This window comes from Actibacterium sp. D185-2, assembly GCF_054954595.1.
Map to the genome: position 1 here is coordinate 408180 of NZ_JBPWNX010000002.1, position 18607 is coordinate 426786.

Here is an 18607-nt window from a genome sequence, read left to right on the forward strand (position 1 = left end):
GGGAACGCCGCCGCAGGATTGCGGAACTGTGTGACGATGACAAGGCTGCCGGGTTTCAGCCCAGCCCGTCCAGCACCGCGCGGGCGGCGCGCAGGCCGGGCGCGTCCCCGCCCTTGCCCAGCAGCGCCATGGTTTGCGCCGCCGCCGCGATCTGGGCGTCGCGTGCCGCGTCGTCATCCAGCAGCGCCAACAGCGCGTCGGCGATCGCGGCGGGCTTGCAGTCGGGGCCCAGGAATTCCGGCACCACCTTGCGCCCGGTGACGATATTGACCAGCGTCACCGTGTCGATCAGCGCCATGCTGCGGATGATCCGGAAGCTGAGCCAGTTCATGGTATAGGCGATCACCATCGGTGTGCCCGCCGCCGCCAGTTCCAGCGACACCGTGCCCGACGCCGCCAGTGCCACATCCGCCGCCGCGAAGGCTGCACGCTTTTCAGCCAGCGCCGCCGCTTCGGTTTTGCCGCGCGGATCCAGCAAGATCGGCGCGCCGGGCCAGGAGTTCACCAGATCCGCCACCTGCCCCGCGACCGAAGGCGCCGCCGGCAGCACCACCCGCGCCGACGGGTGCCGCGCCAACAGCGGGCGCAGCGCCGCACCAAAGACCGGGGCCAGGCGCCCGACCTCGCCCAGCCGCGAGCCGGGCAGCGCCAGAATCAGCTTTGCGTCGGGCGCAATGCCATGGGCGGCGCGGAACCCGGCGCAGTCGCCAGCACTGGCCACGGGTTGCGCGACCACCGGGTGACCCACGAAATCACAGCGCATGCCCTCGGCCTGCATATAGGGCGGCTCGAACGGGAACAGCGCCAGCACATGGTCGATGACGCCCGCCATCTTGCGCGCCCGACCCGGCCGCCAGGCCCAGACCGTGGGCGCCACGTAATGCACGGTGCGGATCGGCGCGGCGGCCTTGACCCGTTTGGCCACCCGCAGACTGAAATCGGGGGCGTCGATGGTGATCAGCGCGTCGGGCTTTTGCGCCACCACCGCCGCGGCGCATTGATTGATCCGGCGCATCAGCGCACGGTAGCGTGGCAGCACCTCGGCGATGCCCATCACCGACAGTTCGTCCATGGGAAACAGGCTGTCCAGCCCCTGCGCCTGCATCAGCGGGCCGCCGACGCCGGTGAACTCCACGCCCGGATCCAGCTGTTTCAGCCCCGCCATCAATGCGGCCCCCAGCGCGTCGCCCGAAGGCTCCCCCGCGATGAGGAAAAACCGGCTCATGGAGTACGGACCCACAAGAACAGGCCGCGCGCGTCGGCCTCGGCCACGGTCGCGGCGCGGTCCAGGATCATCACACCGCCCGCCTCGATCACGATCCCGGCCAGCCCGGCGGCGGCGGCCTGCGCCACGGTCGCCGGCCCGATCGAGGGCAGATCGATCCGCCGCTCCTGCCCCGGTTTCGGCGCCTTGAAGACCACGCCGCGCGCGCCTGCGGGATCGGGCCGGCAGGCCCCTGCCACATCGGCCACCCATCGCAGCATCGCATCGGTGCCCGGCAGGGTTTCAACCGCCAGGCACAGCCCCTGCGCCACCACCGCGCCCTGCCCCAGATCGGCCGCGCCCAGGGCTGCGACGATCGCGGCGGCGCGGTCGGCATCGCGCCGGTCGGCATCGGACGGTTGCGCCACAGTCAGCACCCCCGCAGCGGGCAGCAGACCGGGGTCGACCGCTTCGGCCCCGACCACGGCAAAGCCCGCATCCTCGAACAGCGCCAGCACCGCGCGCAGCAGCCCGTCGTCGCCTTGCTGAAACGCAGGCAGGATTTTCGGCAGCAGCAGCGCGGTTTTCGGGTCGATCCGCCCCGGATCCAGCCGCGGGCGCGCCACCGCCCCGGCAAACACCACCCGGCGCACGCCAAGGTCGTGCATCCGGTCAAACAGAAGGGCAAGCTGTTCCAGCACGAACACTTCCACCGGCAGACCGGCGGGGTTGTCCATGGCAAAGCCTTCCATCTCGAAAATTGCGGCCCCCGCGCCCATATCGGCAAGCGCCCCGGCCAGCCGGGCCGGCAGCGCGCCCCGTCCGGCGATGATGGCGGTCACATCCCCCATCGCTCAGTTCGGCGTCAGATAGGAGCGGTCGCTTTCGCCCAGGATGAAATCGACCATTTCGCGGACATAGGCGCTTTCGGTTTCGTCGGCCAGACGGCGCGCGCGTTCCTGAAACGCGCCCTCGCCCTGGGCCAGCGCCTGATAGGCGGCGCGCAACGCGGTGATGTCGGCGCGGGTGACGCCCTTGCGCTTGAGCCCGACCAGGTTCAACCCGTCCAGCACCCCGCGCGGCCCCTGCACCAGGCCATAGGGGATCACGTCATTGGTGACCATGCTGACCGCGCCGATGATCGCGCCACGCCCGATCCGCACCCATTGATGAATGCCCGACAGCCCGCCGATGATCACGTCATCCTCAAGCACGCAATGCCCCGCAATGGCCGAGTTGTTGACCACGATCACCCGGTTGCCGATCCGCACGTCATGGGCCACATGACAGCCCGCCATGAACAGCCCGTCATCGCCGACGCGGGTCACGCCGCCGCCGCCCTCGGTGCCGGTGTTCATCGTCACATGCTCGCGGATGCGGTTGCGCTTGCCGATCACCAACCGGGTCTTTTCGCCAGCGAATTTCAGATCCTGCGGGATTTCGCCAATCACCGCGAAGGGAAAGATCACGGTCTCGTCGCCCACCTCGGTGCAGCCGGTGACAACCACATGGCTTTTCACCTGCACCCCCGCGCCCAGCCGGACCTCGGCCCCGATCACCGAGAACGGGCCGACACTGGCGCCGGGGCCGATTACGGCCCCGTCCTCGACGACGGCAAGGGCATGAATCTGCGCGCTGGGATCAATGGCCATCCGGCGTCACTCCTCCCTCAGGTCCAGCATCGCCGAGAATTCCGCCTCGCAGGCCAGCTCGTCGTCGACCGTCGCGACCCCCTTCAGGCGCCACACCTTGGAGCGTTGGCGCACCACGGAGATCCGCAGCTCCAGCACGTCGCCCGGCACCACCATGCGGCGGAATTTGCAATTGTCGATGGTCATGAAATAGACCAGCGGGTTGCGGTCGATCAGATCGAGCGACACGCCCACCATCACCGTCGCGGTCTGGGCCATCGCCTCGACGATGGTGACGCCGGGCATGATCGGCTTGTCCGGGAAATGGCCCTGGAAATGCGGTTCGTTCACGGTGACGTTCTTAATGCCCACCGCACTTTCATAGGCGACGATGTCGCGCACCTTGTCGACCAGAAGAAACGGATAGCGATGCGGAATGATCCGCTTGATCAGATTGATATCGGCTTCCGTGATCGGCTGGTCTGTCATCGGTTCGGGTTCCTTTGCGGCAATCGCATCAATGGTCGTGCCCGTGCAAGTATCAATACTCCCCCAGGGAAACAAGCGGGCGGTGGATCAGTCGGGCGCTGGTGGCGCGGCACTGTCGCCGCCCGAAACCGGGGCCATCAGGCGCTGATCGATGCGTTCGATCGCGGCGCCGGTGATGTCGATCTGGTCGGCCGACAGGATCACCGCGCGGGTTTCCAGCACCGCAACCGCGCCCCGTTCGCGCACGATCTCTGTCAGGATCGGCAGTACGGCTGTGAAGAAATCCTTTTGCGCGGTCTCGCGCCGCCGGACCAGGGCGCGGGTCTTGTCGTCCTGCGCCTTGCGGATCGCCACCACCTTTTCGTCGAAGGCGGCGGCCATGGCGCGGAACGCGGCAGGATCCAGCGTCGGGCGCTGCTCGGTCAGGGCGCGTTCCTCGGCCACCAGTTCGGCCTCGATCCGGCGGTTCTCGGCGCCCAGTTCGGCAGATTCTGCCTCGATCTGGTCCAGGATCGCCTGGCCATAGGCCGATTGGGTGAACAGCCGTTCCTGATCGACGGTCACGATCGGGCTGCGCACCACGTCCTGCTCCTGTGCCCGAAGCGGCGCGGCCACCCCCGACAACGCCAGACCGGCGACCAGGCACAGGACGATCGCAGACCGGCGGCGCATCAGAACCGCGTCGAAACCGTCAGGTCGAATTTCTGCTCGCGGTCGTAATCTTCCTTGATCACCGCGTTCGAGAAGTTGAAGCGCAGCGGGCCGATCACCGTATCCCAGAAGATCGAGAAGCCGACCGCGGAGCGCAGATTGAAATCATCATCCACGGCGCCGCCATTGGTGTTGTCCAGGCTCCAGACCGATCCGAAATCGGCATAGACGCCACCGCGAATGCCGTATTCCTCGGGGATGCCCAGCGGGAATTCGGCCTCGAACCGGGCCACCGCATAGGCATTGCCGCCAAGCGCTTCGTGATCGTCCGAATTCAGATCGCGCGGCCCGATGCCGTTCGCATCAAACCCGCGAATCTTGCCATTGGCGAAGAAGCGGTCGGTCACGCGGCTGCTGCCGTCGATCATCTGCAGCAGGCCGCCTTCGAATTCGGCGCGCAGGGTCACATCCTCGTTGCGCACCTTCTTTTCGGCCGCCACCAAGGCGTTGGTCTGAACATATTCCAGATCGCCGCCAAGCCCGGCAATGTCCTGGCTGATCCGGATCAGAACGCCGGCGGTGGGATCAAGCCCGACATCGCGGGTGTCGACCGTATAGGAATAGCCGACCTTGCTGGCCAGAAGCGAGCCCTCCGCGGCCTCGGCCCGAAGGATCGAAGAGGTGCCGACATATTCGAACAGCTCGTTTTTCTCGATCGTGTAGCGCACCCCGAGGCGTTCGTATTCACTGATCGGGAATTGCAGGCTTGGGGACAGATAGGCGGTGCGGGTGCGGTACCGTTCGCCATTCTGGTTGTCCGTCTGGGCATAGCCGATATTGAAGGCGAACCGGACATCGCGCCCCAGAAATGCGGGCTCGCCAAAGCCCAGAGAGATGTTGGAATTGTCGGTGCCGCTGCCATAGGTGAAGCTCAGGCTTTGACCACGGCCCAGAAAGTTGGATTCCGAAAAGCTGACCGCGGCGCCCACCCCGTCGACAACGCTGTAGTTCAGGCCGAAGGACAACGACCCCGTCGGCTGTTCCTCGACATTCACATCGACAATCACCTTGTCGGGCGAGGTGCCTTCGCGGGCGTTTACCTCGGCGGTCGAGAAAAAGCCAAGCGCACGGATCCGTTCCGACGCGTCGCGAATCGCCCGCGGGTTGAACGGGTCGCCCTCGACCGTCTTGAATTGCCGCCGGATCACCTGGTCCAGGGTGGTGGCGTTGCCCTCGATGTCGATCCGCTCGACAAAGACGCGCGGCCCCTTTGTGATGTAGAAATCCACATCCAGCGTCAGATCGCGTTCGTTGCGCGAAACGCGCGGCTCGATCCGGATGAAATCAAGCCCCTGGGCCAGCGCGACCGCTTCGAGCCGCGAGATGTTGGTTTCCACCAGGGTCGGGGAATAGACCACGCCGGGGCGCAGATTCAGCGCGGCCTGGAACGTGTCCGGGTCGACCTCGGCCAGATCACTGGAGGCCGTGATTTGGCCAAAGCGGAACTGCTGGCCTTCGCGGATATTGAAGGTGATCAGAAAACCGTCGCGGTTCCGGGTCAGTTCCGAACTGACCGACAGGATCTGAAAGTCGATATAGCCGCGCGACATATAGAAGTCGTGCAACACCTGTTTGTCGAATTCGACCCGGTCGGCGATGAACGTGTCCGATTTGATCAGCGTGCGCAGCAGCCCGGCCTGTTTGGTGCTCAGCACTCGGCGCAGGCGACCGTCGGAATAGTTGCGGTTACCGACAAAGGAAATCCGGTTGACCTCGACCACCTTGCCCTCGGTGATCTCGAACACCAGATCGACCCGGTTATCGGACCGGCGGATGATCCGCGGCTCGACCGTGGCGGCCAGCCGGCCGGACTGCTCATAGGCGGTCACGATGGCGGCGGCGTCGGCCTCGGCGCGGCGCGGGCTGTAGACGTGGCGCGACTGGGAGCCGATGATCAGGCCCAGATCGTCGTCCTTGAGCAGTTTGTTGCCCTCGAAGCTGATCACGTTGATCGTCGGGTATTCCGTGACGACGATCAGCAGCTTGCTGCCCTGAGGCACGATTTCGACCTGCTCGAACAGGCCGCTGGCGACGATTTTCTGATAGGCATCGTTCAACTGCCCCGCCGAGACCGGCTGCCCCCTGCTGATTCCGGCATAGCTGAGGACGGTGGCCGCATCGACCCGCTGGTTGCCCTGAACCTCCACCGTGGTGAAACGATAGGTCTGTGCCTGCGCCGCCTGCGGCACTGTCGCGCAAACCCCTGCAAATACAAGGAAAACAGATGCTACAAAGTAGCGCAATCCAAGTGTGAGGCCCCGCAGGGCCCCGTCTTCACCGCCGTTGGTATTGGTCATCGGTTTGTCCCGTACTGACGCCCTTTATTGGCGTCCTGAGTATCGGGAATGGGGAGGCTTGTCAAAAGACTAGGACGCGGGAAAACGCCGTTGTGCGCAAAGCGGCACACCCGCCCCCGGTTACAGGAGCGAGCCCACGAAAGCGCCGGCCATCAACGCGCCGAAAATCGCCGCGAAATAGAACAGGCGGTCCCAGTTCAGATTGACCAAGGTGCTCAGGCCACGATAGCCGCTTGCCAGCGTTTGCATGATGCGCCCTCCTTCGCTGTCTTCGTTCGGACTGTTTTCTTCGTTCGGACTGTTTTATGCAGCGAAGAATAGCGCGCGAATATGGCAGCAATGCGGCCCCTGCGGGTCGGCTTAGGGGCAGCGCAGATCGTTGGTCAGGGCAAAGCCCATCATCCCCAGCAACAACACCAGCCCCAGCGTCGTCAGGAACCGCAGCACCGCGTCATTGGGCGGCTTGCCGGTCAGCGCCTCATAGACGTGAAACACCAGATGCCCGCCATCCAGAACCGGAACCGGAAACAGGTTCAAAAGCCCCACCGCCGTCGACAGCACCGCGATGAACCAGATGAAGCTGAACCAGCCCTGGCTGGCCGCCGCCCCCGAGGTTTCAGCAATGCCAAGCGGCCCGCGCAGGTTGCACGAACTGATCGAGCCGATGACCACATGATACAGGCCCGACAGGCTGGAACGCATGATGAACACGATCTGATCGCCGCCATAGCGCAGCGCCTGCAGCGGCCCCGGCGTCCGGGTTTCGGGGGTAAAGAACAACCCGCCGTTCAGCCCGATCAGCCAGCGTGTCTCGAACCCGCCATCGGCCAGCGGCAGATCCACCCGGCGCGGCGCGAGGGTAAAGTCCAGCATCTCGCCGTCGCGCCAGACCGACAGGGTCATTTCGGCCCCGTCCGAGGCGGTCACGATATCCTGCAGCGCACCGAAAGATGCGATCTGGCGGCCATCGACCGCCATGATCACGTCGCCCGCCTTCAGCCCCGCATCCATCGCGGCCGAATTGGGCTGAAGCGCCTCGATCAGCGGCGGAAACGGATAGGGGCCGGGCACGGTCTGTTCGGCCCCGTCGCGGCGCACCGAATAGGGCAGCGTGGGCGTCACCGGCAATGTGTCGATCACCTCGTAGAACGTGGTGTAATCGGGCGTGGGCTGACCGTCGATGGCCAGAATTTCGTCGCCCGGCATCAGGCTGCCGGCGCTGACCGGAAGCGGTTTGAGCTCGGCCAGGGTCGGCGGTTCGATCGCTTCGCCGCGGGCCAGGATAATGGCGGCAAAGATCAGAATCGACAGCACGAAATTGAAGATCGGCCCGGCGGCCACCGTCGCCGCCCGCGCCCAAAGCGGTGCGCCATGCATGGTGTGGCGCAGGGTTTCGGCGTCCATCCCGGCCAGTTCGTCGCTGGCGCGGTCGCTGGCGACCCCGGCATCGCCCAGAAATTTCACATATCCGCCCAGTGGCAGCGCGGCCACTTGCCACTTGGTGCCGCGCCGATCCTGGCGCGACAACAGCACCGGCCCGAAGCCAAGCGAAAACACCTCGGCATGGATGCCGGACAGGCGGCCGATGATGTAATGGCCGTATTCATGCACCGTCACGATCACGCTGAGCGCGACGACAAAGGCGCCAATCGTATAAAAAATATTTCCAAATGACGGGATCAGACCAACGATATCCACGCAACCACCCTTTTATCTACTGCTTTTTATCTTTTATCACTGCGGCCGCCCGCTGCCGCGCCAGTTGATCGATATGAACAACTTTATCGAGGCTGATCGGGGCATTTATGAGGCCGTATTCGCCCGAAAGCCAGTCCAGCACCTCCGCGACCACTTCGGCCATTTGCAGGAACCCGATCTCGCCGGCGATGAACCCGTCCAGCGCGCGTTCCTTGGCCGCGTTGAACGCCGCCCCGGCCAACCCGCCGCTGCGCATCACGTCATAGGCCAGCCCCAGCGCCGGATAGCGGGCCGGGTCGGGCGCAAGAAAGTTCAATTGCCCCGTGGTGGCCAGATCCAGCCGCGGCACCGGCAGCGTGTGGCGTTCCGGCCAGTTCAGCGCATATCCGATCGCGTGGCGCATATCCGGCGCCCCCAGATGCGCCATCATCGCCCCGTCGCGGAACCCCACCAGCGCATGGACCAGCGATTCGGGATGCACCAGCACCTCGATCTGTTCGGGGGCGACGCCGAAATACTCGCGGACCTCGATCACTTCCAGCGCCTTGTTGAACATCGATGCGCTGTCGATGGTAATCCGCTGGCCCATGTCCCAGTTCGGATGCGACGAGGCCTGTTCCAGCGTCGCCCCGGCCAGCCGTTCCAGCGGCCAGTCGCGGAACGCCCCGCCGGATGCGGTAATCACGATCCGCTCGACCGCCTCGATATCCTCGCCCACCAGCCCCTGAAAGATCGCCGAATGCTCGCTGTCCACCGGCAGGATGCGGGCGCCGTGCCGCGCCGCCGTCTGCATCAACAGCGGCCCGGCGGCGACCAGGCTTTCCTTGTTGGCCAGCGCCAGCGTGGTGCCATGCTCCAACGCCCGCAGCCCCGGCACCAGCCCGGCCGCACCGACGATGGCCGACATGATCCAGTCGGCCGGGCGCGCGGCGGCCTCTTCCAGCGCCTGCGGCCCGGCGGCCACCGCGATCCCGCTGCCGGCCAGCGCCTGTTTCAGCGCATCGTAACAGTCGGGGTAACAGGTCACCGCCAGTTCGGCGCGCAGCGTGCGGGCCTGCTGCGCCAGCCGCGTCACATTGCGCCCGCCGGTCAGCGCGACGACATGATAGGCGTCGGCGCCCCCTGCCCGCTCGATCAGGTCGATGGTGCTTTCACCGATCGAGCCGGTCGCGCCGAAGATCGTCACCCGCCGCATCGTTCAGAACCTCACCTCGGGCACATAGACCAACTGCGCCACCAGCAGCATCAGCAGCGCCGCGCCCAGCAGCCCGTCGAACCGATCAAAAAGACCGCCATGGCCCGGCAGCAGGTTCGAGCTGTCCTTGACCCCCATCTTGCGCTTGAGCGCGCTTTCGGCGATGTCGCCCAACTGACTGGCCATCGACAGCGCGACCGAAATCCAGGGCAGATCGGGACCCGCATTGGTGAACTGCCGGAACAACAGCCCGATCAGCGCCGCCGCGACCCAGCCCGCCACCGTGCCCGACCAGGTTTTCTTGGGGCTGATCCGGGGCCAGAATTTCGGCCCGCCGATCAGCCGCCCGGCAAAATAGCCGAACACATCAGTGGCAATCACCACCAGCACCAACCAGAACAGCCAGACCACGCCGTAGCTGTCGCGAAACAGTGACAGCCCGTAACCCGCGACCAAGATAGCCAGCGCATAGATCGCGAAGACCGCCCCGTGCCGTTTCAGCAAGGATACGCCCACCAGCGCCGGCGCGGCCAGCAGCGGAAAGGCATAGAACCCCGGCAGCGCCCGCGCCAGCAGCACCGCGCCGGTGCCCAGCACCGCCAGTTGCAGCGCCTCGGATCTGCGTTCGGGCGCGACCATGCGCGCCAGTTCCCACAGCATCACGCCGCTGACCAGTGCCGCCAGTGCCGCGAACCACGGCCCGCCCAGCCAGATCGCCGCCACGCCCAGCACCGCCATTGCCGCCCCCGAAGACAGACGCAGCGTCAGATCGTCCCATTGGCCCGGCTTTGCCATCAGGCACCGACCGCGCCGAAGCGGCGCTCGCGGTTGGAAAAGCGGCCGACGATCTCGGCAAAGCAATCGGCGTCGAAATCGGGCCACAGCACCGGCGTGAATTCATATTCCGCATAGGCCGACTGCCACAGCAAAAAGTTGGAGATCCGCGCCTCGCCGCTGGTGCGGATCACCAGATCGGGGTCGGGCAGCACGCAGGTGTCCAGAAACCGCGCCAACGTCTCGGCATCCACATCGGCGGGGTCGAGCCGGCCGGCCGCCACCTCCTGGGCCAGCCGTTTGGTGGCGCGCGCCACCTCGTCGCGGCCGCCATAGTTCAGCGCCACGGTCAGATGCACCAGATCGTTGCCCGCGGTCAGGGTTTCCAGCGAGTCCATCATCCGCACCAGCTTGGGCTCCAGCTGATCGCGATCCCCGATGAACCGCACCCGGACGCCTTCTTGCAGCAGCGCCTGCGCTTCTTTCTGGATATAGAGCCGGAACAGCGCCATCAGACCGGCCACTTCGGTCTGGGTGCGTTTCCAGTTCTCGGTCGAAAAGGCGAAGATCGTCAGATAGCGGATCTGCAAAGCAGGGCAGGCATTGACGATTTCGCGCACCCGTTTGGCACCGGCCTGATGGCCGAACAGCCGGGGGCGCCCCCGGCTTTGCGCCCAACGCCCGTTGCCATCCATGATGATGGCGACATGCTGCGGACCGCTGTGTTCTTCAATCGTCGCGGCCAATCGGCGCCCCTTCCCGATCACGAGTCAGATCCTCAGACCTGCATGATCTCCTGCTGTTTATGCTCCAGCGCCTTGTCCACGTTGGCAATGGCGGTATTGGTCAGCTCCTGCACCTCGTCGGACCAGATCTTGTGATCGTCCTCGCTCATGCCGGCGGTCTTGGCTTTCTTCAACTGGTCCATCCCGTCGCGGCGCACATTGCGGATCGCCACGCGGGCGTGTTCGGCATATTGCGCGGCGACCTTGGTCAACTCGCGCCGCCGCTCTTCGTTCAATTCGGGGATCGGCAGCATGATGATGGTGCCGTTGGTCTGTGGGTTGATCCCCAGACCGCTTTCCATGATCGCCTTCTCAACCTTCTGGACAAGGCTCTTGTCCCACACGTTGATGGTGACCATACGCGGCTCGGGCACGTTGACGGTGCCGACCTGATTGATCGGCGTCATCGCGCCGTAAGCATCGACCATTATCGGCTCCACCATCGTGGCCGAGGCCCGCCCGGTGCGCAGCGAGGCGAATTCGTGCTTCAACGCCCCCATTGCGCCATCCATCCGGCGTTTCAGATCGTCAAGATCGATTTCAAGCTCTTCATCTGCCATGCGCGTCACTCTCTTCTTGTCGTTCGGCTGTTGCTTCGCCGTTTCGGCCGTCTCGGGGCTGCTATACCGTTAACCATGCACGATTGTATAGGTGCCTTCCCCGGCAAGAATTCCCCGGAAGCCCCCGGGCTCGTCCAGCGAAAAGACGATGATCGGCAGGTTGTTGTCGCGCGCCAGCGCGATTGCCGACGCATCCATCACCCCAAGGTGTTTTTGCAGCACATCGTCATAGGTGATATCGTCATAGCGCTTGGCATCGTCGAATTTCACCGGATCCTTGTCATAGACCCCGTCCACCTTGGTCCCCTTGAAGATCGCCTCGCAGGCCATTTCGTTGGCCCGCAGCGTGGCCGCCGTATCGGTGGTGAAATAGGGGTTCCCAGTGCCCGCCGCGAAGATGCAGACGCGCTGCTTTTCCAGATGGCGCACGGCGCGGCGGCGGATATAGGGCTCGGCCACCTCATCCATGCGGATGGCCGAAATCACCCGCGTGTGGATGCCCAGCTCCTCCATCGCCGATTGCATGGCCAGCGCGTTCATCACCGTGGCCAGCATCCCCATGTAATCGGCGGTGGTGCGTTCCATCCCCTGGGCACTGCCCTGAAGACCGCGAAAGATGTTGCCGCCGCCGATCACCATGCAGATCTCGACGCCCATGTCATAGACGGTTTTGACCTCGCGGGCGATGCGCTCTACCGTGGGCGGGTGCAGACCGAAGCCCTGGGGGCCCATCAGCGCCTCGCCGGAAATTTTCAGCAGGACACGCTTGTAGGCAGGCGTCGGTTGGCGGTGGATGCCGTCGCTCATATAGGTCTTCCCCGGTCATATACTTGGCGTTGGCTGCAAAATGTCGGAAAAGCAGTCTGGGTTCAACGCATAACACAAGGAAGACCGTGACCAAACCGCCAGATATCGACTTTGAGCGTCCGGTGCTGATCGCCGGGCCCACCGCGTCGGGCAAATCGGCGCTGGCGCTGGAACTGGCCGCGCGGTCGGGCGGGGTGATCGTGAATGCCGATGCGTTACAGGTGTTCGACGGCTGGCAGGTGCTGACCGCCCGGCCCTCGGCCGAGGACGAGGCACAGGCCCCGCACCGGCTGTATGGCCATGTGCCCTATGACGGTGCCTATTCGGTGGGCCAGTGGCTGCGCGATGTGGCGCCGCTGCTGACCGGCGGAAAACAGCCGATCATCACTGGCGGCACTGGTCTGTATTTCACCACGCTGACCAAAGGTTTGGCGGTGATCCCCCCGGTCCCCGACGATATCCGCGCCCTGGCCGACCGGCGCCGCGCCGCCGAGGGGCACGCCGCCATGCTGGATGAACTGGACCCGCAGACCCGCGCCCGGGTCGATCCGCTGAACCCGATGCGGGTGCAGCGCGCGTGGGAAGTGTGGCAGACCACCGGGCGCGGGCTGGCCACCTGGCAGGACGACACGCCGCCGCCGCTGCTGCCGCTGGCGGATGCGCAGCCTTTCGTGCTGAATGCCGGGCGCGACTGGCTGGACGCGCGGATCGCGCGGCGGTTCGATCTGATGCTCGACCACGGCGCGCTGGACGAGGCGCGCGCCAACCTGCCACGCTGGGATCCGGCGCTGCTGTCGTCGAAAGCCATCGGCGCGCCCGAACTGATCGCCCATCTGCGCGGCCAGATGACCCTCGATCAGGCCCGGACGGCGGCCCGGATCGCGACCCGGCAATATGCCAAGCGACAGCGCACCTGGTTTCGCGCCCGGATGCGCGCCTGGCAGGCGCTGGATATGGGCTGATCCGGCGGGGCCTTGCCGCCGGTTGCACATATCGAACATTCTTGTTGGCCAAAAAGCGAATTTCCCCTAAAAACCAAGGGCAACGCCATTTTCCGACAAGGGGCCGCCATGACTGGGACCGATCTGCGGGTAATTCCACTGCACAGCCTGTTCAAGGGCGGGCGCTGGCGGGTCGAGGCGATGCGCAGCTATGCGGCAGACCAACTGATCTGGTTCACCCGCGGCCAGGGGCGACTGACGGTGGGCGGGCTGACCCGCGGCTATGGCGCACATAACGCGGTCTTCATCCCGGCCCACACCATGCACAGTTTCGAATTGTCGTCGCAGGTTTACGGCACGGCGGTGTTCTTTGGCTCCGACCACGGGTTGCCGCTGCCCGACGCGCCGCGCCACCTGCGGATCCGCGAAGCCCAGGATCAGGGCGAACTGACGGTGATCCTGGACAATCTGCAGCGCGAATTTGAAGGCGACCGCCCGGCCCGGCTGCGCGCGATGCAGCACCATGCCGGTTTGCTGTCGGTCTGGCTGGAGCGTCAGATCCTTGATCACGACGATGCGTTGGCCCCCAGCGACGCGGCGCGCCGGCTGGCCCGGCGTTACAGCGCTCTGGTCGAAAGCGGCTTTCACACCTCCCGCTCGGTGGCCGATTACGCGGCTGAACTGGGCGTCACCCCCACCCACCTGACCCGGACCTGCAAGGCCAGTTGCGGGCGCACCGCCTCGAACTTTCTGGCCGACCGCAAGATCGCCGAGGCCCGCCGCCTGCTGGCCGACACGAAACTGCCGGTCAAGCGGATCGCGCAGGGGCTGGGATTTGCCTCGCCCGCCTATTTCACCCGCGCCTTTCAGATCCGTACCGGCAACACGCCGGTTGCCTTCCGAAAATCCGCCTGACCCGCCCCACCGGCCCGGCCCGCATCGCGGGTTTCCGGTTGCGTTCGGGCGCAATGTCGTTTTTGGTGCGGGCCGATGTCGCATTTTGACCATTTTGCGGCGATCCCGAACATTGACGTGCCGCTGAAACTGGTGCCGAATGATCTGGAACCGGGATCCGCCCACGCCCCGATCCGCAGAACCATGCGGCAGGCCGGCCGGAATTGTCGCGCGCAGGATACGCAAACGAACACAGAGTTGCACAGCACTCACAGGGAGAACGAGAATGAGCCATTCCACCCTCAACGGCAAACCGCTGCACCCGGCGGTCGCCATGTACGCGACCGAATTCAAGGCGGGTCAGCTTAGCCGACGCGAATTCCTGGCCCGATCCTCGGCCCTGGGGGCGACGGCGGCCACGGCCTATGCGATGGGCGGCCTTGGCGCACCGGCCCACGCGGCGTCGCACGGGACGGCCCCCCAGATGGGCGGCACGCTGCGGATCCAGATGGACGTGCGCGCATTGAAGGATCCGCGCTCGTATGACTGGTCGCAGATGGGCAACATAACCCGTGGCATCCTGGAATATCTGGTCGAATACAACAGGGACGGCACGTTCACCGGCGTGCTGCTCGACAGCTGGGAGGTCAACGAGGACGCCACCGAATACACCCTCAACGTCCGTCAGGGCGTGACCTGGAACGACGGCAACCCCTTCACCGCCGAGGATGTGGCCGCCAATTTCGAAGGCTGGGCCGACAAGTCGATCGAGGGCAACTCGATGGCGTCGCGCGTCGGCACGCTGATCGACGCCAACACCAACAAGGCCATCGATGGCGCGATCGAGGTGGTGGACAGCCACACCGTCAAGCTGCACCTGCCCAGCCCCGACATCACCATCATCCCCGGCATCGCCGATTATCCGGCCGCGGTGCAGCGCAAGGATCTGATCGGCACCAACCCGCTTGATCACGGCGTGGGCACCGGCGCCTATAAGTTCACCGAATACGAGGTCGGCGTGCGCGCCGTTCTGGAAAAGAACGCCGATCACGATTACTGGGGCGACGCCTATCTGGACCGCGTCGAAGTGATCGACCTGGGCACCGACCCGGCCGCCTGGCTGGCCAGCGCCGAGGCCGAAGAATTCGACATGACCTATGAAACGCTGGGCGATTTCATCGACATTTTCAACGATATCGGCTGGATCGAGTCCGAGGTGGGCACCGCCGCCACCGTCACCATCCGCCCCAATCAGCTGGCCGAGGTGGACGGGATCAAACCCTATGCCGACAAGCGCGTGCGCCAGGCGATCCAGCTTGCGGTCAAGAACGATGTCGTTCTGGAACTGGGCATGAACGGGCGCGGGATCGTGGCCGAAAACCACCACATCGCCCCGGTGCATCCCGAATATGCCGAACTGCCGCCGATCAAGCATGATCCGGCTGCCGCGCTGGCCTTGCTGACCGAAGCGGGGATGCAGGATTTCGAGTTCGAGATCACCTCGATCGACGATGACTATCGCCGCAACACCACCGACGCCGTCGCCGCCCAGCTGCGCGATGCGGGGTTCAAGGTGAAGCGCACCGTCATCCCCGGCTCGACCTTCTGGAACGACTGGACCAAATACCCGTTCAGCTCGACCAACTGGAACCACCGCGAACTGGGGGTGATGATCCTGGTTCTGGCCTATAAATCCGGCGAGGCCTGGAACGAAAGCGGTTTCTCGAACGCCGAGTTCGACGCCAAGCTGGCCGAGGCCGTGGCCATCGCCGATGCCGACAAGCGCCGTGTCGTCGCCAAGCGGCTGGAAGAGATCATGCAGGAGGAAGGCGTGACCATCATCCCCTACTGGCGCTCGCTTTACCGCCACTACAAGGACGGCCTGGTCGGTGCCGAAATGCACCCCAAGTTCGAGATCAACATCCACAAGATGGGCTGGGCCTGACCCGCGACACACCCGAAGGGGGCGGCGTGACGCTGCCCCCTTTTTCTATACGGGCGACCGATGCGGTTGGCCGGGCGATGCACCGCCACCAGACCGACGGGGATAATCATGGGACTGTTCATACTCAGGCGTTTCGGGGTGATGCTTCTGACCGCGCTGTGCCTGACCTTCGTGGTCTTTCTGCTGACCAATCTGGAGCCGAATCTGGAAAAGCTGGCCAAGACCCAGGGCAATGCCCGGATGAGCGACGCCGAGGTCGCCGGCTGGATCGATAAACACGGCTATGGTGCGCCGATGCTGGTGCGGTATGGCGAATGGCTGGGTGTGGTGCCGGGCTGGACCCGGACGGACGAAGACGGCGCCGTCACCGGGCGCTGCATCGCGGTCGGCACCCCGGCGCAGCAGGCCCCACGGTTTTGCGGCGTGCTGCAGGGCGATTTCGGTTATTCCACGGTATTTCGCGACGATGTGACCGGCATCATCGGAACACGGCTGGGGCTGACCGGCATTCTGATGTTCTGGGTGATGGTGGTGATGGTGCCGCTGGCGCTGATCGTCGGGGTGCTGGCCGGGATGCGCGAAGGGTCGAAACTGGACCGGACATTGTCGACCTTTTCCATCGCCTCGACCGCGACGCCGGAATATGTTTCGGGCGTGATCCTGATCGTGCTGCTGGCCTCGTCCAGGATCGGGCTCAGCCCGCTGTTGCACGACTGGGGCTGGATCGAAGGCAGAACCCTGTTCAAGGGCTCTGCCGCCAGTGCGATGAACGGCGTGACGTTCGATAATTTCACCCTGCCGGTGGCGACGATGGCGCTGTATGGCATGGGCTATATCGCGCGGATGACCCGGGCCAGCATGGCCGAGGTGATGACCGCGCAATATATCCGTACCGCCCGCCTGAAGGGGGTCAGCTTTCGCAACATCGTGGTGAAACACGCGCTGCGCAACGCGCTGATCGCGCCGTTCACGGTGATCATGCTGCAATTTCCCTGGCTGCTGACCGGGGTGGTGATCGTCGAGACGCTGTTCAACTACAAAGGCTTCGGCTGGACGCTTGTGCAGGCGGCCTCGAACAATGACATCGAGTTGCTGCTGGGCTGCTCGATCATCGCGGTGATGGTGGTGCTGGTGACGCAGCTGATTTCCGATATCGGCTATGTCTTCCTGAACCCGCGGATCCGGATTTCATGAAGGGAGCGACGCAATGACCCCGTTGAGCTGGACCGGCGCGCTGGCCCCCCTTACCCCGCTTCTGGGCCTTGCCGCGGCGCTGGTCGCGCTGGCGGTGCTGGCGCAGATCACGCTGTCGGCGCTGCTGCCCGCCCCGGCCCGGACCGGCCCCGGCACCACCGCGTCGGGCCCCGTCAGCACGGCCGGCCACGCGGTCAGATACAGCATTCTGGCGCTGATCGCGGTGGTGCTGGCCTTCGCAATCGGTGGCATCGTGGTGCAGGGGCCGGACAAGGGAATCCTTGGCTGGCTGTCCACCCGGTTCGTGCCGGTCTGGATCGCGCTGATCGCGAGTTTCGCGCTGTCGATCACCTTCAAGCGCCGTCTGGGCCTGTATGGCAAGCTGTTTGACAGCCCGATCGGCATGGTCGGTTTCGCGCTGGTGATGTTCTGGGTGTTCACCGCGATCTTCGCCGACGTGATTATCACCCATGATCCGATTCAGGTGATTTCGGGGCTCAAGAACAAGGCCCCCGGCATACCCCTGCCCGCCCCGGATGGAACCTTTCCCTATTATCTTCTGGGTGGCGACAATCTGGCCCGCGACGTGTTCAGCCGGATGGTGATGGGCGCGCGCGAGGTGCTGAAGATCGCGCCGGCGGCCACCCTCTTTGCCTTCATGGTCGGGATTACCCTGGGCCTGCCCGCGGGCTATTTCGGCGGGCGGCTGGATACCGTGCTGTCCTTTGTCGCCAATCTGGTGCTGGCCTTCCCGGTGATCTTGCTGTTCTACCTGCTGGTCACACCAGAGATCGTGCAATCGGGTATTCCGACCTATATGGCGGCGGTGCTGTTCCTGTTCCCGATCGCCTTTCTGGTGATCTTGTGGAACAGCCGCTATTTCACAAGGCCCGCGCGGCGCAATATCTATGTGGCGCTGACCCTGCTGATCGGCGGCTGGCTGTATCTGGGGCTGGCGTTTGACGCCGATCCGCTGGGGATCATCTCTATGCCTGGCAATGTGCTGATCGTGTTCGTCTCGGTGGTGTTCGTGAACGCGCCCACGGTGTTTCGCATCGTGCGCGGACTGGTGCTGGACATCCACACCCGCGACTACGTCGCCGCCGCCCAGACCCGCGGCGAAGGCGCATGGTACATCATGCTGTGGGAGATTTTGCCAAATGCACGCGGGCCGCTGATCGTCGATTTCTGCCTGCGTATCGGCTATACCACGATCCTGTTGGGCACGCTGGGGTTCTTCGGCCTGGGTGTCAGCCCCGAAAGCCCCGACTGGGGATCGACCATCAACGAGGGTCGGCGCCTGTTGTCGATCTATCCGCATCCCGCCCTGCCGCCGGCACTGGCGCTGATGAGCCTTGTGCTGGGGCTGAACCTGCTGGCGGACGGGTTGCGTGAAGAAAGCCTGAAGGACTGAGCGATGAAGATTTTTCACGAAAAATCTTCTGCCGGAAAAATCTTCGTGAAGATTTTTCCCGGACCGCG

The 18607-nt window shown here is 64.8% G+C and carries 18 protein-coding genes; 5 read left to right on the forward strand and 13 right to left on the reverse strand.

From position 1 onward, the window contains the following. Nucleotides 1–55 precede the first annotated feature (55 nt). The 13 genes from lpxB to pyrH all read right to left on the reverse strand — a co-directional run bounded on the left by lpxB (nt 56) and on the right by pyrH (nt 12151). Nucleotides 56–1225: a lipid-A-disaccharide synthase gene (lpxB, locus tag ACSR1C_RS05515; protein ID WP_460258336.1), complete on the reverse strand. Its 1170-nt coding sequence runs from the start codon at nt 1223–1225 to the stop codon at nt 56–58. Next, nucleotides 1222–2055 (reverse strand): LpxI family protein, encoded by an 834-nt coding sequence (locus tag ACSR1C_RS05520; protein ID WP_460258337.1) that lies wholly within the window; start codon nt 2053–2055, stop codon nt 1222–1224. The genes lpxB and ACSR1C_RS05520 overlap by 4 nt, the downstream gene beginning before the upstream one ends. Nucleotides 2056–2058: 3 nt before the next feature. After that, on the reverse strand, nt 2059–2856 hold the full coding sequence (gene lpxA / locus ACSR1C_RS05525; RefSeq protein WP_460258338.1) for an acyl-ACP--UDP-N-acetylglucosamine O-acyltransferase: 798 nt from the start codon (nt 2854–2856) through the stop codon (nt 2059–2061). Between the two features lie 6 nt (nt 2857–2862). Beyond that, nucleotides 2863–3324 (reverse strand): 3-hydroxyacyl-ACP dehydratase FabZ, encoded by a 462-nt coding sequence (gene fabZ, locus ACSR1C_RS05530; protein ID WP_460258339.1) that lies wholly within the window; start codon nt 3322–3324, stop codon nt 2863–2865. Between the two features lie 87 nt (nt 3325–3411). Then, on the reverse strand, nt 3412–3996 hold the full coding sequence (locus ACSR1C_RS05535; protein ID WP_460258340.1) for an OmpH/Skp family outer membrane protein: 585 nt from the start codon (nt 3994–3996) through the stop codon (nt 3412–3414). Beyond that, entirely contained in the window at nt 3996–6332 is a 2337-nt protein-coding gene (bamA, locus tag ACSR1C_RS05540; protein ID WP_460258341.1) for an outer membrane protein assembly factor BamA, read from the reverse strand. The genes ACSR1C_RS05535 and bamA overlap by 1 nt, the downstream gene beginning before the upstream one ends. A 120-nt stretch (nt 6333–6452) precedes the next feature. Continuing rightward, a complete protein-coding gene (locus ACSR1C_RS05545) occupies nt 6453–6581 on the reverse strand; it encodes a hypothetical protein (protein ID WP_460258342.1) in 129 nt (42 codons plus the stop codon). A 111-nt stretch (nt 6582–6692) separates the two neighbouring features. Continuing rightward, nucleotides 6693–8030 carry an RIP metalloprotease RseP gene (rseP, locus tag ACSR1C_RS05550; RefSeq protein WP_460258343.1) on the reverse strand — a complete coding sequence of 446 codons (1338 nt, stop codon included), beginning with the start codon at nt 8028–8030 and terminating at the stop codon, nt 6693–6695. A 16-nt stretch (nt 8031–8046) separates the two neighbouring features. After that, nucleotides 8047–9225, reverse strand: a complete 1179-nt coding sequence (dxr, locus tag ACSR1C_RS05555; RefSeq protein WP_460258344.1) for a 1-deoxy-D-xylulose-5-phosphate reductoisomerase — start codon at nt 9223–9225, stop codon at nt 8047–8049. A 3-nt stretch (nt 9226–9228) separates the two neighbouring features. Continuing rightward, on the reverse strand, nt 9229–10020 hold the full coding sequence (locus tag ACSR1C_RS05560; RefSeq protein WP_460258345.1) for a phosphatidate cytidylyltransferase: 792 nt from the start codon (nt 10018–10020) through the stop codon (nt 9229–9231). Next, nucleotides 10020–10745, reverse strand: coding sequence for a polyprenyl diphosphate synthase (gene uppS / locus ACSR1C_RS05565; protein WP_460258346.1), 726 nt, complete (start codon nt 10743–10745; stop codon nt 10020–10022). Before uppS ends, ACSR1C_RS05560 begins: the two co-directional genes overlap by 1 nt. A 32-nt stretch (nt 10746–10777) precedes the next feature. Beyond that, on the reverse strand, nt 10778–11344 hold the full coding sequence (gene frr, locus ACSR1C_RS05570; protein WP_460258347.1) for a ribosome recycling factor: 567 nt from the start codon (nt 11342–11344) through the stop codon (nt 10778–10780). Nucleotides 11345–11413: 69 nt separating this feature from the next. Then, complete coding sequence (gene pyrH / locus ACSR1C_RS05575) at nt 11414–12151, reverse strand: UMP kinase (RefSeq protein WP_460258348.1); 738 nt, start codon at nt 12149–12151, stop codon at nt 11414–11416. An 86-nt stretch (nt 12152–12237) separates the two neighbouring features. On the opposite strand from pyrH, the gene miaA reads away from it, so the two are divergent. The 5 genes from miaA (at nt 12238) to ACSR1C_RS05600 (ending at nt 18539) form a co-directional block, all read left to right on the forward strand. Then, nucleotides 12238–13113 carry a tRNA (adenosine(37)-N6)-dimethylallyltransferase MiaA gene (miaA, locus tag ACSR1C_RS05580; protein ID WP_460258349.1) on the forward strand — a complete coding sequence of 292 codons (876 nt, stop codon included), beginning with the start codon at nt 12238–12240 and terminating at the stop codon, nt 13111–13113. Nucleotides 13114–13221: 108 nt separating this feature from the next. Continuing rightward, nucleotides 13222–14007 (forward strand): helix-turn-helix domain-containing protein, encoded by a 786-nt coding sequence (locus ACSR1C_RS05585; protein WP_460258350.1) that lies wholly within the window; start codon nt 13222–13224, stop codon nt 14005–14007. 265 nt (nt 14008–14272) lie between these two features. Then, nucleotides 14273–15931 carry an ABC transporter substrate-binding protein gene (locus tag ACSR1C_RS05590; protein WP_460258351.1) on the forward strand — a complete coding sequence of 553 codons (1659 nt, stop codon included), beginning with the start codon at nt 14273–14275 and terminating at the stop codon, nt 15929–15931. Between the two features lie 108 nt (nt 15932–16039). Further along, nucleotides 16040–17125, forward strand: a complete 1086-nt coding sequence (locus ACSR1C_RS05595) for an ABC transporter permease (RefSeq protein WP_460258352.1) — start codon at nt 16040–16042, stop codon at nt 17123–17125. A 13-nt stretch (nt 17126–17138) separates the two neighbouring features. Further along, nucleotides 17139–18539 (forward strand): ABC transporter permease, encoded by a 1401-nt coding sequence (locus ACSR1C_RS05600; RefSeq protein ID WP_460258353.1) that lies wholly within the window; start codon nt 17139–17141, stop codon nt 18537–18539. Nucleotides 18540–18607 lie beyond the last annotated feature (68 nt).

Bases quoted from the DNA above. Each gene is read 5' to 3' on its own strand.
- lpxB (WP_460258336.1), bottom strand. From the start codon at position 1,225: ATGAGCCGGTTTTTCCTCATCGCGGGGGAGCCTTCGGGCGACGCGCTG.
- ACSR1C_RS05520 (WP_460258337.1), bottom strand. From the start codon at position 2,055: ATGGGGGATGTGACCGCCATCATCGCCGGACGGGGCGCGCTGCCGGCC.
- lpxA (WP_460258338.1), bottom strand. From the start codon at position 2,856: ATGGCCATTGATCCCAGCGCGCAGATTCATGCCCTTGCCGTCGTCGAG.
- fabZ (WP_460258339.1), bottom strand. From the start codon at position 3,324: ATGACAGACCAGCCGATCACGGAAGCCGATATCAATCTGATCAAGCGG.
- ACSR1C_RS05535 (WP_460258340.1), bottom strand. From the start codon at position 3,996: ATGCGCCGCCGGTCTGCGATCGTCCTGTGCCTGGTCGCCGGTCTGGCG.
- bamA (WP_460258341.1), bottom strand. From the start codon at position 6,332: ATGACCAATACCAACGGCGGTGAAGACGGGGCCCTGCGGGGCCTCACA.
- ACSR1C_RS05545 (WP_460258342.1), bottom strand. From the start codon at position 6,581: ATGCAAACGCTGGCAAGCGGCTATCGTGGCCTGAGCACCTTGGTCAAT.
- dxr (WP_460258344.1), bottom strand. From the start codon at position 9,225: ATGCGGCGGGTGACGATCTTCGGCGCGACCGGCTCGATCGGTGAAAGC.
- ACSR1C_RS05560 (WP_460258345.1), bottom strand. From the start codon at position 10,020: ATGGCAAAGCCGGGCCAATGGGACGATCTGACGCTGCGTCTGTCTTCG.
- frr (WP_460258347.1), bottom strand. From the start codon at position 11,344: ATGGCAGATGAAGAGCTTGAAATCGATCTTGACGATCTGAAACGCCGG.
- pyrH (WP_460258348.1), bottom strand. From the start codon at position 12,151: ATGAGCGACGGCATCCACCGCCAACCGACGCCTGCCTACAAGCGTGTC.
- ACSR1C_RS05585 (WP_460258350.1), top strand. From the start codon at position 13,222: ATGACTGGGACCGATCTGCGGGTAATTCCACTGCACAGCCTGTTCAAG.
- ACSR1C_RS05590 (WP_460258351.1), top strand. From the start codon at position 14,273: ATGAGCCATTCCACCCTCAACGGCAAACCGCTGCACCCGGCGGTCGCC.
- ACSR1C_RS05595 (WP_460258352.1), top strand. From the start codon at position 16,040: ATGGGACTGTTCATACTCAGGCGTTTCGGGGTGATGCTTCTGACCGCG.
- ACSR1C_RS05600 (WP_460258353.1), top strand. From the start codon at position 17,139: ATGACCCCGTTGAGCTGGACCGGCGCGCTGGCCCCCCTTACCCCGCTT.